Origin of the sequence: Lysinibacillus piscis, from assembly GCF_026012395.1 — a bacterium.
GTDB classification, from domain to species: domain Bacteria; phylum Bacillota; class Bacilli; order Bacillales_A; family Planococcaceae; genus Lysinibacillus; species Lysinibacillus piscis.
Window position 1 is genome coordinate 21,185 of sequence record NZ_BRZA01000006.1, and the last position, 18,115, is coordinate 39,299.

6 protein-coding genes are annotated in these 18,115 nt (G+C 37.6%); 4 read left to right on the forward strand and 2 right to left on the reverse strand.

The features are described 5' to 3' along the window. Window positions 1-37 precede the first annotated feature (37 nt). Both OPF91_RS16640 and OPF91_RS16645 read left to right on the forward strand, forming a co-directional pair. Window positions 38-2,989 carry an ATP-binding protein gene (locus OPF91_RS16640; protein ID WP_264990057.1) on the forward strand — a complete coding sequence of 984 codons (2,952 nt, stop codon included), beginning with the start codon at window positions 38-40 and terminating at the stop codon, window positions 2,987-2,989. A 261-nt stretch (window positions 2,990-3,250) separates the two neighbouring features. Further along, window positions 3,251-6,169, forward strand: coding sequence for a hybrid sensor histidine kinase/response regulator (locus OPF91_RS16645; protein WP_264990058.1), 2,919 nt, complete (start codon window positions 3,251-3,253; stop codon window positions 6,167-6,169). A 698-nt stretch (window positions 6,170-6,867) separates the two neighbouring features. Here OPF91_RS16645 and OPF91_RS16650 read toward each other — a convergent pair. Further along, complete coding sequence (locus OPF91_RS16650; RefSeq protein WP_264990059.1) at window positions 6,868-11,229, reverse strand: S-layer homology domain-containing protein; 4,362 nt, start codon at window positions 11,227-11,229, stop codon at window positions 6,868-6,870. A gap of 140 nt (window positions 11,230-11,369) precedes the next feature. Then, window positions 11,370-16,040 carry a DUF8202 domain-containing protein gene (locus tag OPF91_RS16655; protein WP_264990060.1) on the reverse strand — a complete coding sequence of 1,557 codons (4,671 nt, stop codon included), beginning with the start codon at window positions 16,038-16,040 and terminating at the stop codon, window positions 11,370-11,372. Between the two features lie 326 nt (window positions 16,041-16,366). On the opposite strand from OPF91_RS16655, the gene OPF91_RS16660 reads away from it, so the two are divergent. Together OPF91_RS16660 and OPF91_RS16665 are read left to right on the forward strand one after the other, a co-directional pair. Next, window positions 16,367-17,638, forward strand: coding sequence for a hypothetical protein (locus tag OPF91_RS16660; RefSeq protein WP_264990061.1), 1,272 nt, complete (start codon window positions 16,367-16,369; stop codon window positions 17,636-17,638). A gap of 18 nt (window positions 17,639-17,656) precedes the next feature. Continuing rightward, window positions 17,657-18,109, forward strand: coding sequence for a hypothetical protein (locus tag OPF91_RS16665; protein WP_264990062.1), 453 nt, complete (start codon window positions 17,657-17,659; stop codon window positions 18,107-18,109). Window positions 18,110-18,115: the final 6 nt, after the last annotated feature.

The following is an 18,115-nucleotide window of genomic DNA, read 5'->3' on the forward strand; positions in this document are numbered from 1 at the left end:
TATTCTCGTCGTGATGCGCCTTCTATGGATGGATTTTATGAATGTAGGAGATGAGGCAAATATCCAACAAGGTGTTTTGGATTTAAACACACTCCATACAAATAAAGGGTTCCAAATAAAATTATCTGGCGAATGGGAATTATATACGAATACTTTGCTCATTTCTGAGTCACAGAAGAGTGTCAAACCAACCTATAGCCACCTACCAGAATCATGGAGCCCCTATTTTCATAAGCAAGACGGTATACATTATGGCTCCTACCGCCTAACTATTTTAAAGGAACACACAGATGTGCCTCAAATGTATGGAATCACAATACCTGATGGATTGACCCCATATGAAGTTTATGTAAATAAGAAGCTTATAGGTGGCTTAGGCAATATGACATTGGACAACATAGAAGCTGCTCCTGTAAGCCGTCCTGCTACCTATTATTTTATGCTAGATGCCCAAGAAAATGAAATTATTATCCAAGGCATACAGGCAAATCCTTATACAGATGGTGGGATGACGAAAGAAATTATTTTAGGTGATTTGCAGTCAATGTCACAGGCACGATTTATAGCCGTTATTGCACAAATTCTTTTTTGTATTATTTTTCTTTTTTATATATTATTTATCCTTTTACTTTGGGTTATCGGTTTTCGTAATAAAGCATTGATTTATTTTGCTGTTATTATTATCACAACCATTGCTACGGCTCTTGTTTCCAGCAATAAATTATTATATATTTATTTACCTTTCAATTGGATTTGGGGTCAAAAATTATATTTCCTAACGTACATCAATAATATGCTCTTCTTTATTTTATTTTTGCGAGAGCTTGTAAAAGAATATATAAAATCGAAGGCTTTGCTCATACTGTCGTTATGCTGTGGAATCTATTTAGCTTTTACGCTAATTGCACCTATTGAATATATTTTAAAAATGCGTGTAGCCTTTCTGTTATTATTTATCGTTTCACCCATTCTGATGACAATTTATATGTTTATTGCTGTAGCCAAAGGCGGTAAAGGGAGCGTGTTTTTAGCTTTAGCTGGTGTGGCAACAGCGAACAATTCACTGTTTGTACTTTTACAGCAAAATTCTACTGCCCCTTATAGTCATTATCCATTCGACTTACTGATTGCAGCAACTGCTATATCTGCATTTTGGTTTGCGCGCTATTATGATACAACAATAGAAACAGAAAAACTGTCATTGAAATTACAGAAGGAAATTCATGCGAAAGATGAATTTCTTGCCAACACATCCCATGAGCTACGTAATCCTTTACACGGTATGATGAGCATTACGCAGCTATTGTTAAATAAGCAGGAGAATGATGATTTAAAATTACTGTTGTCCATTGGTAGACATATGTCACATGTCTTAGATGATTTGCTTGATTTAGTACAATTAAAAGAGCAAACATTAAGGCTCTATCCAAAAGCCATTCAAATACACGATGTGGCGCAACGTATGAAAAGTATATTCGCTTTTCGTTTATCAGGTAAACCTATCCAGTTAATTGTCAATATTCCAATCGACACACCCGTTGTTTGGGCAGATGAAATAAGGGTTATTCAAATTTTCACCAATCTTCTTCACAATGCGATTAAATTTACAGAAGAAGGCTCTATTACACTTACTGCGGAGAAAAAAGGCTCTATGCTTTATATTTCTATCACAGATACAGGCATTGGTATTGATAAAGAGCTTCAAAAGCGCATATTTGAACCATATGAACAGGCAGATTCTAGCATGACCGCTGTTGGTGGTGGTCTTGGACTTGGGCTAAGTATTTGTAAGGATTTAATCGTTTTACATGGTGGCACCTTATCTCTATCCTCGGAAATTGGTAAAGGCTCAACATTCACCTTCTCCTTACCAATTACTAAAAAACAGATAGATAATGATACTATTCCTGAACCCAGTCATACAGAGGCTTTCGATAAATATACATCCATGGTGAATAATATTGAACAGGAAATTGCTGCGATAATAGACACCAATCCTTTCATTACAAGTCGTCCACGCATTTTAATTGTGGATGATGATCCTGTCAATTTACAAGTGCTTGTCAATGTTTTATCAACAGAGCCCTATGATGTTGAAACAGCGCTAAATGGTGCAGAGGCTATAAAAAAATTGCAAAATACAATTTTTGACCTCGTTATTTCAGATATTATGATGCCTAATATGTCTGGCTATGAACTGGCGCAACATATTCGTAAACAGTTTACGATTTCAGAATTACCGATTTTATTTTTAACCGCTAAACAGCAGCATGAGGATATTCAGCTTGCCTTTATAAGTGGCGCCAATGATTTTGTGAAAAAGCCAATGGAGTATGTAGAATTTAAAGCACGGGTACAGGCACTTGTACGCATGAAATTATCAAATGAAGAGCGTTTACGTATTGAAGCAGCATGGCTACAGGCACAAATTCAGCCGCATTTCTTCTTTAATACATTGAACTCCATTATTTCCTTACATGGCGTGGACGATGAACAGATGGAGGAGTTATTGCTAGCCTTTAGTGACTATTTACAAATGAGCTTCGATTTTCAAAATGCCGATTTAGTTGTACCGATTGATTATGAACTAAAGCTTGTGCGCTCTTATTTAATTATTGAGCAAATTCGTTTTGGTGACCGAATTCAAGTCGTGTGGAATCTACCCGATACCCTAGAATTGCACGTGCCCCCACTAGTCATTCAAACATTAGTGGAAAATGCAATCCAGCATGGCATTTTACCACGAAGAGAAGGTGGCATTATTACGATTCGTATTACTGAATCTGAAAAAGACCATACCGTAGCTATTACAGATAATGGTGTAGGTTTTAATACAGCTGTTCCTCGTAAAAAGACAAGTGTTGGGCTTATGAACACGGAACAACGATTGAAACAGATTTTCGGTACAAAATTGGTCATCGAGAGCCACATTGGAGATGGCACAACTATTTCGTTTACCATCCCGACAAAGACAACAGGTGAAGTATAGCCTGTTGTTTTTTTATCTGAGCTCAAGGAGAATGTTAAATACCTATTTTCACCACTATTCAGTGGACATCCAAAATCCAGAGGCAATTATGCTGGAGCGTAATTGGTTCATGTAATACTTGCAGGATTTTTATTAACTATGTTGAAATTATGATAGATGATACTAAAACAGAAAGTTCTTTCAAATACGTTTCAAATACTGTTATTTGCTAGCTTATTTTTTTGCATACTCACCTTCATTCGCTACACTTGGTTAAACCTTATGAATGTACCAGAGGGAGCTGAAATACAAAACGGTACTTTATATTTAGATACACAGGACACATCAAAAGATTTTAAAATACAATTAAACGGCGAATGGGCATTTTACTCAAACACGCTTATAGCAACAGAAGAAAATCCAATTGAGCCTTCTATTTATGCCAATCTTCCTGAAGCATGGAATCACTACTTTTCTAATCAAGATGAAATCCTGATTGGCTCTTATCGTTTGACAATTATGCATAATGATTCACCTCAAATGTATGGCCTAACAATTCCTGAGGGTTTGTCTCCTTATGAATTGTATGTCAATGGTAAGCTAATCGGTGGGATCGGCAAGTTAGCCTTTGATACAGAGGAAAATGCCCCGATTGATAGAGTGGCTACTTATTATTTTCCTTTACACAAAGGCAAAAACGATATTATTATACAAGGCCAACAATCCAATCATTATATACAAGGTGGCTTTAGAAAAACAATTGTATTAGGTGATCTGCATTCAATCGAACAATATAAAAGCTTTTCTGTCATTACACAACTTCTTGTTTGTGTGATTTTCCTGTTTTATTTACTATTCACTATAATACTCTTTATTATAGGTATACGAAGTAAGTCTCTTTTCTACTTTACATTAACACTTATAACAACTATCTTAACGGTCATCGTCTCCAGTAATAAGTTGTTATTTGTATATTTTCCAACGAACTGGATTATCGAGCAAAAGCTTTCGTTTTTAGCGTATATATTAACTATGATTTTTCTTATGCTATTTTTTAAAGAACTGGTTAAGGAGTATACAAAATCAAAAGCCATTATGGTGCTCCTTTGGCTATGTAGTCTATATGCCTTATTTATCGTCCTTGCACCAATCCAATACGTTTACCAATTTTCCAAAATCACCAGCGTACTGTATATAGTGACACCGATTGCTATTACATTACATATGACTGTACGGATTAAAGAGCAAAAAGGTATGTTATTTTTAGTATTAACAGGTGTGGCGATTATTGATAATTCCTTATTTTATATAGAAAAGCAAAACCTATCCTTGCCATATAGCCACTATCCGATTGGCATACTGGCAGCCATTACAATGCTTTCTGCGTTTGAATTTACACGCTATTTTCAGGCAACTATCCAAACACAGCAGCTTTCCATTAAGCTACAAAAAGAAATAGCAACGAAGGATGATTTTCTAGCCAATACCTCACATGAGCTACGTAATCCGTTACATGGCATGATGAGTATTACACAAGCGATGTTGAACAAGCAGGAAAATAAAGACTTACGATTACTCTTATCCATCGGCAATCATATGTCACATGTGTTAGACGATTTGCTCGACTTAGTGCAGCTAAAAGAAAAAACATTGCGACTCTATCCAAAAGCACTGAATCTTCACAGTCTAGCCAATAGTATTCACACGATCTTATTATTCCGTCTAAAAAATAAGCCCATTAAATTAATCATTAATGTTCCTGAAAATACACCACTTGTTTGGGCAGATGAGACACGGGTTATTCAAATTTTCACGAACCTCATTTACAATGCCATTAAATTTACAGAAGAAGGCTCTATTACTGTTACTGTGGAAAGAAAAGACGCTATGCTCTATATTTCAGTTACAGATACAGGTGTTGGTATTGATAAAAAGCTGCAAGAGCGAATATTCGAACCATATGAGCAGGCTGATGCGAGCATGACAGCTATTGGGGGTGGTCTTGGACTTGGGCTAAGTATTTGCCGGGATTTAGTCACTTTACACGGAGGTACATTATCTCTACTATCAGAGGTTGGAAAAGGGTCAACATTCACCTTTTCATTGCCAATTGCAGATAATCAAGTCATTACTACTACAGATATCATTGCTCCAGATAGCTTAAGGAAATTCCAAACTGATTTTTCTAGCTTTGAAAAAGAGGTAGCCATAACAGAACAGGATAGTCTCATTACAAGTCAGCCACATATTTTAATTGTGGATGATGACCCTGTTAATTTACAGGTATTAGTGAATGCAATGTCAAGCGAGTCCTATCATATTGACACCGCTACTAGTGGTGCAGCCGCCTTAGATAAAATCCAAGCAGGTAGCTTCGACTTGGTTATATCAGATATTATGATGCCTTATATGTCTGGCTATGAATTAGCGCAACACATTCGTGAGCAGTTTTCCATTGCTGAATTACCGATTCTATTTTTAACAGCTCGCCAGCAACGTGAAGATATTCACCTTGCTTTTTCTAGTGGTGCCAATGACTATGTGAAAAAACCAATGGACTTGACGGAATTTACAGCACGCATCCAAGCGCTGGTGCGCATGAAGCTTTCTGGGGAGGAACGCTTACGCATTGAAGCAGCATGGCTACAGGCACAAATTCAGCCGCATTTCTTCTTTAATACATTGAACTCCATTATTTCCTTACATGGCGTGGATGATGAGCAAATGGAGGAGTTATTACTAGCCTTTAGTGACTATTTACAAATGAGCTTCGATTTTCAAAATGTCGATTTAGTTGTGCCGATTGATTATGAACTAAAGCTTGTACGCTCTTATTTAACCATTGAGCAAATTCGTTTTGGTGACCGAATTCAAGTCATGTGGGATTTACCCGATAACTTCGATTTGCACGTGCCCCCACTAGTCATTCAAACATTAGTGGAAAATGCCATACAGCATGGTATTTTACCTCGAAAAGAGGGGGGTATCATCACCATTCGTATTACAGAATCTACTGAAGCGTATACTGTAGCGATTATCGATAATGGTGTAGGCTTTGATACAACAAAGCCACGTAAACAAACAAGTGTTGGCTTAGTCAATACAGAGCAACGATTAAGACAAATTTTCGGTTCAGAGTTGATTGTAGAGAGTCAAGTTGGATATGGGACAACCATTGCGTTTGCAATTGCTAAAAAATAAAAGATATTTACACATGCTCAAATAAAATATCATCTATATCTAATGAGGAAAAAGATTTAAAAAGTCATTATCCTCAATTATGAATAGCTACTTCGATATTACACCTTCAGATAATTAATTTGTACCATTGTATTATTATCTACTAACAAAATAACCCATAACAGCAAAAAACCTTGTCATATTTAAAAATGACAAGGTTTTTATTTGCTTGAACTTTATAGGATAACCGCCTCTTAATCTATTGGATATGTTGCTGAACGTGTAAGTGTATTGACACCATTAAATGTAACGTCATCCACACCTTTTAATTGGATATAGGAAGTTCCTACAACATAATGCATATATACAGTTGCTGAAACATCAGCTCTGTAATCACTTCGTTATTCGCATTTGTCCAATTAACAAGGTAATTTTTAGGCGTACCCGTTTTTAAATATATGGGTCACTTTCAATATTAGTTAAACTGACTAAGTTACCATGTGTATAATTAACCTTTAGCGAATAACCATGTTCATTAACTCATCATCGTTATTTAACAATTCATTAATATCTACTTTTGTTAAATGGCTCCCCTTTTAAGGAAGCGATAAAATCTTTCACTTTTTGAAAACTAGCAGGTGGTTTAGCTACCTCAGCAAGCACTGTAATTTCAGCCACTGTATAAACATTCACATTTGCATTATTAATTTTAGCAAGTGCTAATTTTTTGTAAGAGCTATCGTTTGTTGTACATTTTCGTTTTTGTGATCATCCTTCAGTATTGTCACCTCAGCATTTGAGGCGGCTAACGTTACACCTGTCACCGTAATCGTTAATATTTTACGATCTGGAGACCATGTTCCTCCTGTAACTATCTGACCATCTATTTTAACCTGATCTAGAGATGCGATTGACTCGCTAAATGTAAGCTCTAGATTATCTGGTGTCCCATCTTGGTCTATGTCCTTTAACTCAGCCAATGTGACAGTAGGTAGTTTCTGTTCAATAAGTGTTACATTAAAATCTTTCGTTCTCGTTATACCATTTTCTGTGATTGTGGCTGTTACTACCACAACATCATTTGTGTCGTCATTTGTACTTCTTGTAACTGTCCCATCTTGGGCAATTGTTGCACTATCTACTGTTGTTGCAGACCATGTTACTCCTAAATCGTCTATAGTAGTTGGTAAATTCAACTCTGTTGTCACCTCTTGTAAGGATAGATTAGCCTTTTTAATCAACGTCTCATCGATTTTAGCTAATGCTGCATTGATTTTATTTAGTGTATCCACATCATATTCATAAGGTGCTTTTCGTTTTCCTGCTGCTGCTGCATCTATATTAAATGTTGTACCTGATTCAGTGACATTTAATGATGCATACTTATCATTGTTTCCAATACCAAAGCCATTCGCTTTTGGTGCAACAACTTTAAGTGTGCTTATACCATCTACTGTCAAATTAGAGTCGCTACCTAGATGAATACCATATACAGTACGAGAATAAGGATCACTTGCCTCTACGCCTACTGAGCCATCTGTAATTGTCACAGTAGTACCTTCAACACCTTTAATACCATATGCTCCAACATCTCCAATTGATTTTGAAGTAATCTGTGAACTAATAATAGTGATAGCTGCATTCTTACCATCCGCACGTATACCATATCCAACCTGTGCATTGTCACCACCTTGTGTATATTGAGCATCAACAGTTGAATCTTTTATAACAAGCTGTGCATTGAGTGGCTTTAAGATAATACCTGCAAATCCGTAGCCACCGCCACCAAGTATCTCCATATTAACATGATCTAACATAAGCTTCGTTGCACCATACACTATTAATGAACATCTATTGTTAGTTGCCATTGAACTTGCTGAGCCTGATATTTTCAAATAGTTTAATTGCACTTCATCTTTTATTGCATTAACCACTAAACCGCTGGTAAGCTCTAGCTTGTCTTGTCCATCAATAATCACTGGATAATTGAGTGTTTGTGTACTAGTCACTGTAATTATATTTGCTGTAGCTACTTTGACCGTTTTCACACGCCCATCCTGAACATGTGGACTGTTTACACCACTTGTAAATTCCGTAGCACTGACGATATTTAATACTGGTGCTGTATTTACTGAAATCGTTTCACCATTTGTAAATGTGACCGTTTCCGTTTTAGCATTTCTCGTTACTTGAACAGATTTTAATGTAAAAATACCCGATTCAATTGTACCTGTTGCCACATCAGCAGCACTGTATGTCACAGTAGCGTCTGTTATTGGTGCGCCATTGCGTGAGAAAGTAATCGCTGTTGGAACCTTTTCTGCTGCTTCGCTTGTAATGATATTGTTCTTATAATAAAATGCACCCGCTACATTTTGTGTAACAATTTGATAATCATATGGTGCAAGGGCTACTGTCACTGTACTTGGTGCATTTTTTGTTTCATATTTGTCCGCTACTTTGTCAGCTAGTAATGTAAGGCTAGTACCCACTGTTAAAGTAGGATTCGCACCTACGGTAATCGTTAATACGCTTTTGCCATCCGCATCCGTAGACCATATGCCATCATTGTCACCAAAAAGATTTGCCTTGTCCTGCCCAAACCATCTTGCAGCAAGTTCACTTATCGTTCCGCCCTCTTGGTTCGTAACCAGCTCACTAAATTTCAGCACAATTTTATCACCAGGTGATACTTCACCAGTGTTATCTATATCCTGTAATGTAGCGCTTACTAATTCAGGTTTTTTCACTTCTGCAATTGTTGTATCGATTGCTGTTGTTTTTGTTTCTGAACCATTTGTTGCTTTGACATGCAATTTCACTGTATCATTCTCATCATTTGCATTGTCACGTGTTACATTACCTGTTGACAAATCGATAGTAGCATTATGGCTACCCACGACCTCAACCGATTGCCATGTGAAACTTGTACCATTTGGACCTGTTGTGACTAAATCAAGCGGTGTCAATACTTCTTCTAAACTCTTATTATCCTTTTTAATTAAATAGGGCAATATCGCTGTATCCACAGTTAACTTTAACTCTGTTTCTGTTAATTGGCCACCTTTAGCGGCAATTGCGTCTTTCACAGCTTTTGTTACACCTGCTACATTTTCTGACGTAATGCCTTGAATCGCTAATGCTTGATAAATCGCTACTTGCTCTATTTCTGATGGCGTTGGTGTTGCTGTTAATTTATTTTGTACAACTTCAAGTGGACGTTTTATTGTATGTGTTATTTTCCCGCTTGCATCAACAGTGACAAGTATTTGTGCTTCTTTCAATGATGGCGCATCTTCTTTTACCGTAATAATAGCTGTGCCAGGCCCTTTCGATGTAATATTAATTTTGCCATTTGTGATAGTCGCCGTTGCCACATTCGCATTACTTGTTGTGACAATCGTACCAACCATACCAACTGCTAATGGGTCTTGGTTTGGTGCATCTACAGCATTATTCACCGTCACAGTTTGTGATGGGAAGGATGGTGTTGTACTGCCACCGCCTGAATTACCCGAATTACCTGAGTCACCTGTTGATGGTGGAATAACTGGAGGTGTTACAGGTGGCGTAGTTGGGCGCACCACTTCTGAAATATTTGTAATTTGACTGATTGATGGAAGACCACCTGTTGGCAATTTCACAGCTTCCTCAGGCTTAATATTGTCTGGTTTAATTAATTTGCCAATTGTACTATCTGTTGGCACAATCAGTTGGCTACCGTATTGTTGTGTTTCTACAGATGGTAGCTGTGCTTTATTTTCAAGCGTTACTTTAATCGGTGTTTCAATCGTTAATTCCTGTGATTCTAATGTTCCTTTTACGAATACATCTTGGTTACCTATGAAATCAATCGCATTAATTTTTCCTACTACTTCGATTGCTGATACATTGCTACCTACATTGATAGTTGGTGTCGCATTATCTGTAATAATTTTCGTTTGATCACGATTTACCACCACTTCTTCTACCTTTGTACCACTCAATTTTACAACTGATTCTTGCTGGCGTTTTGCATCTCCCTCAATAATTAAACGACCATTTAAATCTAAATCATTGAATTCTACTTGTTTCTGATCACCTTTTTTTACTGTAATATCACCTGTAATTTCAGCATTTGCTAGTTTGATATAGTCGCCTACAATAGTAATATTCGTATCCACTGTTCCACCTGCTAAATCAAGCGTTAGTGGATTATCAACCGTTCCACCATGTAACAGCTCGACATTACGAATACCTACGATTTTTGTACCGATTTTAATAAAGTCTAGATTAGCTTCATTTAATACCGATAGATTACGTTCATGAAGTAATGGTTGTAGCTCTTTTTTAATATAGTATTCTTTGCCATCAATTGTGATTTTATTATCTTGAATCGCTGAAATCACATTTGCATCGGGACGTTGATTGTCCTGATAATCAGTTTTTACCTCTGAACGAATAGTAAATGCAGCCATGTTCGCACGTGTAACAGTTGCCTCTCCACCATAAGTTGTCGTTGTTTGACCAATCGTAATGCCCATATCAAATAATGTTTGAATATATGGCGCAGCCCAGTCATTTTTAGTGATATCCGTAAATGGCAGGGTAATATCTGTTGCTGGTGTTAAACCATACCCTTTAACAATAATTTTAGCCATTTGATTACGTGTAATTGGAGCATTTGGGTTAAACGAACCATCTGGATAGCCATCAATAATACCTGCTTCCTTTAGTGCAGCTACATAAGGATATGCCCAATCATTTTGTGGAACATCTAAAAATATATAGTCAAATGATTTTGTCACATCTAACCCTAAGTTCAATGCTAAAATTTTAGATGCCTGGGCACGTGTTAATAGACCTGTTGGCTTAAATGAGCCATCTGGATAACCACTAACAAACCCGCGCTCAAATAGCTCATTTACATATGGAAAATAATCTGAAACTGTCTTCACATCATGGAAGATTTCTTCCTCTGTGTCTGCTTTTGTTACATTTGGTGCTACTACAGCGATTGCACTTGTTGCCATTGCTGTAGCCATTGCTGTTTTGAATAGTTTATCGTAGAATTTTGCACTATTTTTCACTTGTAATTCCAATCCCTTCTACTTACATGATATATACGTTTGCTTACTAATGATTATAAAAAACGCATATATACAAAACCTACACAAGGACTAATACTCACATCTATAAAAAAACAGACGTAGGAATAACCCACGCCTGTTCTAATTATTACTTATTTCACTAACTGCTCGTTCCCATCTTCGTCCATTGTATACGTATGAGATTTCGCTGCTTCTTCCACTTCTTTGAATGCCCAATGCGTTGTTTCCACATCTGTGAAGCTTGGCATTGCGACACCATGAAGTGGCCCACGCTCAAACATACGGTTCATCATGACCACGGCTTGTGCTCGTGTTAAATGGGCATCTGGTGCAAAGCTACCATCTTGACGTCCGTTGATGATGCCTGCTGCACGATTCGCTTCAATAATCCATTGTGCCCAATGCCCTTTTGTATCATTGAACGTAATGGCTACATTTTCTTCAATGTGTAGCTGTTTGAAGTTCGCTACCACTGTCGCCATTTGAGCTCGTGTAATATTTTCATCAGCGCGGAAGTTACCATTCGCATCGCCATTCATAATGCCCTGCTCTTTCACGAAGGCAATCGCTCCCGCCGCATGATGTGTGCTAGCGATATCCTTAAACGGTGCTACCTCCACTTTCTCACCATCTTGATAGCCTAAAATACGGGCAATCATTGTCGCTACTTGCGCACGTGTTACGTTTTTCTCAGGACCAAATGTCCCGTCCTGGAAGCCTTTGATATACGCTGTATGTGTGCCTACTGTTTCTTCAGCCACTTGAATAATTGTGAAGGTACTAAATTTATTCACTGTGAATTGTAAGCCTAACTGTCCTTTTTCCATTGTAACTACTTCAGGAATCACAACTTCTTTATCACCATCGGAATGCTCAATAAAGACAGCTAATGTTTTCAAGAATGCCGCACGCTCTGCTGCATTTGTTGGAACTTTCACGTCTTTTAATGGCAATGTCACCACTACTGGACGTTTTGGCATATTCGTTTCAATTGTCATCGGACGTGCCAATACATGTACATCATTACTTTGCAGTGTCGCACGAACAACTTGCTCTGCACGTGCTCGCTCCTCAATGGCTTGTCGTTCACTTTCTTTTTTCACAGGTACTAAACGGAAGTAGAATTTGTCATCAATGCCCTCCATTGAACTATTTGGGATCGCAATATGACCGTTCACAGATGAAATTTCTAATGATAAACCATTGTCACGTAGTAATTGAAGTGATTGCTTTGGTATTTCTACTGTTGCTTCTTTCACCTCATCATTGACATCTGGTAATACGATACGGGCAATATTGTTGCCAATGGCTTTCGCCTTCTCAATGGCTTCCTTGGCATTTGCCTCTGTTAATGCCACAAAGTCTGTGATATCACCATTTGTATGCTTGGTACGTTCAATTTCCACCGTTGTTTTCTCTAATGGTTTTTCACCATCAATTTCAAGCTCCACTTGGATTTTTGTCTTTGTTTCGCTTGGAGTTGGCGCTGGTGGTGTCGGTGTTGACGTGCCACCACCTGTGTTACCACTATTATCTGGCACATAACTATCTGCTTGACGGTATACTTTAATGATATATTGCTTCACGTGACCATTTGTATCTTGTACCGTGATGACAATTGTATTTAATCCTACCTGTAATGGAATTTGTCCAATCGTACCAAGTTGACCATTCACAGTTGTTGTAACAGTTGCACCTGCATCGACTGGAATGCCAGCAAAGCTAGTCATCGTCGTTGGATAGTCTACAGTCATTGTGTAGTCTGTGATATCTGTTTGGAAATTTGGACTTAATGTACCACCTGTTAATGGTGTTAAAGCACTTAGCCCTTTCCCTACTTTCACAAGTGTATTTTGTGCTGCTGTTAACTGTGCTAATGCTTCATTTACTTCTGTTTGTGTTGCATTTGGATTGTTGATTACCTGTTTAGCTACCGTTAATTTCGCTTGATACGTTGTCCAGCTTGCTGGTGTGTATGGACCTGCTGCAACAACAAGCGGCTCTTCAGCTACCTGTGCTATGAGTAATGATTTATCCACTGTTGGTATTGTAAATATATGTTCCTTTGTCACTGTTTGTTGACCATTTGTTGCAGTTGCAATGACTTTGTATGTGCCATCTGGTAAACCTGCTGGCGGTGTATACGTCCATTCACCTGTCACTGGATCAACTTGCGCTGGTACTTCTACTTGTACTACTTCACCACTTGGTTCTTTTTTCAAAATAATCGTGACTGTCGATGGAGTTGTGGTCACATCCACTTGCCCACCAATTGTTGGCTGCGGATTGGCTGTCACTAGACCTGGCTGTGTAATTTGGAATGCTGCACTGTATGGATTTTCTGCCACCATCTCAAAATTCTCGACAGGCGCACCCGTTGCTCCCTTGCCTTTTAAGTTACCTGCACCATTGTAAATGACTTTGACCTCTTTATTCGTCACTTCTGTCCCATTTGGTAATGTGAAAATCACTTTTTTGTGGTCTGTTGGGTCTACTATAAAGGTTGGTGTCACTGGTGTACCATCCACCATCACTGTAAAGCCTGTTAGGTCTGTGAGCTCTACTTCTTGGTTAAATGTCAGTGTTACCTGATTCCCCTCTGTTACTGTTTGTGTCAATGCCACCGTTGTTGGCTTTGGTGCTTTTAATGCCTGCTGTGCCCCTTTTAACACTTGCAATGCGTTATCAATTTCTTGCTGAGTCGCAGTCGGATTGGTTAGCACAGCTTTCGCCTCTGTTAACTTTGGCTGTAAGGCTGTCCATGTTTCTGATGTATAATGCGCTGGTGTCAACCCTTCTATTTCTGTTACTTTATTTTGAAGCGCTGTTTTATCAACAATTGTTAAAGGCTTTGTTTTAGTAACTGTTGCACTATCTTTTGTAGCCTTCACTTCAATTGTGTAGTCACCTATTGCTAAATCTACTAATGGTGTGAATGTCCAGTTACCACTCGTATCAACACTTGCTGAACCTCCTGCATTCAGCACTACATTTCCTAATTTATCTTTTATCACCACATCAACAATCGAGCCAGCTTCCACTTCACCTTTAATCGTTGGCTTTGGCTGCGTTACGATGGTTGTACTTGGTTCATTAATTGTTAAAGAAACTGCCAATGGATTTACTGCCTCTACTTCAAAATTACCAACTGGTAGATTATTTGTTTTACCTACTAAGTTACCAACACCTGTATCTTTGTCATATTTCACCTTAACTACTGATTCATTTGTAACATTTTCGCTTGCAGGCAATGTTAAAATAATTTTATTTCCATCTACTGTGTAAGGAACATTTTGTAATAGAATCTCCACTCCATCTTTTGTAATTGTAAAGCCATCTAAATTTGAATTCGTTAATTCTACACTTTGGTCAAAAACCAATGTCACTTTATTTTCATCTGTAATTGTTTGTGTCAATATTGCTTTTTCTAATTCAGGCTGTGTTGTCACTAGAGTAAAGTATTGACCATCTATGAACGTTAACTGTGTTGTGTAGTAGTCTTTACCATTAATTGTTTTCAATGTTAATGGATACTCTTGAGCATTGCTAAAATCTTCATTTCCAACAAGTAATGCACCTTTTTCTGGTAATGCTGCTTTAGGAATAGCAAATTCTACTTGTCCAATATTGCCTACATTTTGAACTTTCCAAATATGTTCAGTATGCATTCTACCGTTTATTGGTTGATTATAGACAAATGGTTTATTATTATCTCCCCATATTAAATACTGCATATCCTGTGGGAATTGTGCTGTATTATTGGCGTTTTTATCACTAATTTTATTTAAACCAATAATCACTTGATGACCTGGATTTGTGCTGTTACTTTGCTTTTGTAATAACCCTCCCCCATCATCACGTGCAATGCCTGCGATATTATAATAATAATTTACATTTGCAGTTGCATCCCACAGAACACTTGCATCAGAAGCTAGATAATCTGCATTGTTAATACTTGTGCCCTCAACGCCAAGTGTATAGCCATATTTAATAGCAAGATACGAACTGATTTGTTTGCGTTCTGTATCACTAAGAAGACGGTCATACACAATAATATCTCCAATTGTTCCCATCCATGCTTCTGGACGCCCACTACCAGGAATAATGCTTCCTACACGTGCCTGTGTATTAGCAGTATTCCATGTTTGTGGTGCTTTACCTATCTGTGTCGTTTTGCTATATAATGCACCATTTGTACCGTCATATGTTGCAATAAGTTCATTCGGCACGTTTGTTTGCCAGAAACCATTATTACTTGCGAAGGAGCCACCAAAAATAGACATCGCGCCTTTTGTAGTTCCATTAAGCTGTAGCATACCTATCATTTGACCAGAGTTAGCCGTTCCCCATGAAATGATATACGCATTATCAGTTATATTGTTCTTTGATGCTGCTACAGCTACAATTGTTCTTGATTTGTTACCTGTAGGAAGTTTAGTAACATCAAGATTAAAATACTTATTATTAAACTCTAACATTGGGTTAAAATTAACATTATACTGTGCATCATTACGGTACATTGGTTGTGCACTAGAAGTATTCTGTGTAGCATGATTAGCTTTGCCACTTTGATCTTGCCATTCAGATACAATTTGACCGCTTTCAACACTAATCCCTCTATCAGGTCGTAACCATAAAACAGCGCCACTAACTCCTGCAGGTGATGATATTGGTATATTACCTGTATCCGCCTTAACTTTTTGTGGCGTCCCCATAAATGAAATGCTGCTTACCATCAATACTATTGTAAGAAACATATTCAATACACGTTTCCATTCTTTTTTTGCTTGATTATTTTGCATCTCTTTTCCTCCATTCTTATAAAATTTTTCGATGACAACAAATGACCTCACTCTCCTTTTTTATCTATCAATCTATGAAAATCCCCTGTGCTTAATTGTATAAAATTACCCTATACCAAACATATACACCCACCAAAGAACTCAATTACAAAATTGGTCTTTCTTTGTAAGGCGAAATAATATCGTATTTAGAGCAGAACAGCATCTTACATTTCAAGATAGTATAATTGTAAAAAATTATCATTCTCCTTAACTCTTGTACATTTTTAAGTGGTAATTATGTTAAAATTAATACATTGATTATCTCGTGCTTAGGAGGCCTTCCCATGAAACATACAAAAAAATTAGCCTTACTCGCTCTTATTGCTGCACCTGCACTTATTTATACACCAACAACTACCTTGGCGGCTGAACCAACTACCATCGTTGCTGATAGTGCCAGCGTATATAATGTCATTCAATTAATCTCCACTATTAATAACGCAGCAGCTACTTTCCAAACATCATTAGATGCAGCACTTAAAGCCTATAACGCTTTAAATGAGGTAGACAAGCAGGCTGTAACAAATTATTCAACACTCTCTGCACACCAGCAAACAAGATTGTCTTACAAAAAATTAGCAGCACAAATTGAAGAAAAATTAGCTTCTGTACCAGCTACAGCAGTAAACTACTATCAAAATGTCCTAGATACGCGAGATTGGTATAATACGTTAAATGCGGCACAAAAATCTTTTGTCAGCACAGCAACGCAAAAATTACTAACTTCTGCACTGACACCGAATACAACTGTTGACCAAGTGACAAGTAAAATTAAATTGCTCAATTCATCACGCAGTACATTCCATCAAGATGTAGCAACAGTTCGTGCAGAATTGAATGCTTTACGCAAAGCCAATCCGTATATTTCTTTTCCAACTAATACGGAAGCTCTATTAATTGAAGCAGAGCAACTTGTAGTAAGGGATAAGAGTGCAGCACAAAATGTGGAAAAAATGATTAAGGCGCTTTCACCTAAAACAGCCTCAAAGATGGATGTACAGGCAGCGAAAACAGCCTTTGAAGCATTGACACCTACACAGCAGCAGCTTGTCTCCAATGTGTGGACATTAGCGGATTATGTAAAAGGGAACTTCACGCTACCTACTACAAAAGCTGATAACTCAACACCTACTCTTTCAAGCTCAGCAGCAAAACCTGGCAAAACCACAGCAATGGGCAAAACAAAAAATACGTATACTGCCCAAATCAATGTAGCTGATACAGAGGACAACAGTAAACGCTTTGTGCTGACAACTAAATCGAATATGACACTTATTGTTCCTCCATTGAATGCATTGCTCAATGAAGATAGTGGTGTAATGGAGATTTCATTATCCAAGGTTGGGAACCGCATTAAATTCCATGCGACATTGAATAAAAAGCTAGTAGAATTTGATACAGCGATTTCATTAATCATCGAGGATTTACCAAAAAGCGTTAAAATTGTACGAATCAATGAATTCGGTATGCAGGAGACTGTTCCTTATACAATTGACGGTGATCGATATACAGTAGAAACAACAACATCTGGAACATTCCAACTGATTTATAATTAAGGATTGGGGAAGATAGGTATGACGTGGATACATGTGCACAATCAAGCTGATATCGAGCATTTATTACAAACATTTGGTTATTTTCACGATGGTTGTCTAAAGGAACTGCATATGTGGGCAGACACGTATGTAAATGAAAATTTAGCAATGACAGTACCATCTGGCTTAGATACACATGTGCGGATGTTATTTCAAAGACAATTCAATAACCCATCAGCTATTGAATTGCTTTTTGAAGAAGTCACTGGGCTCCATATCCATCCAAGTGCTGAAAATCATGATTCCATTATCTATGATGCTATCGTCTTACAGCATGAGGGGCATTTCTATTGGGCAAATCATTACAATTGGCATCCCCAAACCTCGTCACTTCATAACATTCACTGGATTTCTGCCAAAAAGCTAAAATGGCGAGAGGTCAGTGATTGGATGGGACCACAGCAGCGATATGGTGTACAAGATAATCAGTAAGACAAA

Excerpts from the sequence above, each read along its gene's own strand:
- OPF91_RS16640 (WP_264990057.1), top strand. The coding sequence starts at position 38 with ATGAATGTAGGAGATGAGGCAAATATCCAACAAGGTGTTTTGGATTTA.
- OPF91_RS16645 (WP_264990058.1), top strand. The coding sequence starts at position 3,251 with ATGAATGTACCAGAGGGAGCTGAAATACAAAACGGTACTTTATATTTA.
- OPF91_RS16655 (WP_264990060.1), bottom strand. The coding sequence starts at position 16,040 with ATGCAAAATAATCAAGCAAAAAAAGAATGGAAACGTGTATTGAATATG.
- OPF91_RS16660 (WP_264990061.1), top strand. The coding sequence starts at position 16,367 with ATGAAACATACAAAAAAATTAGCCTTACTCGCTCTTATTGCTGCACCT.
- OPF91_RS16665 (WP_264990062.1), top strand. The coding sequence starts at position 17,657 with ATGACGTGGATACATGTGCACAATCAAGCTGATATCGAGCATTTATTA.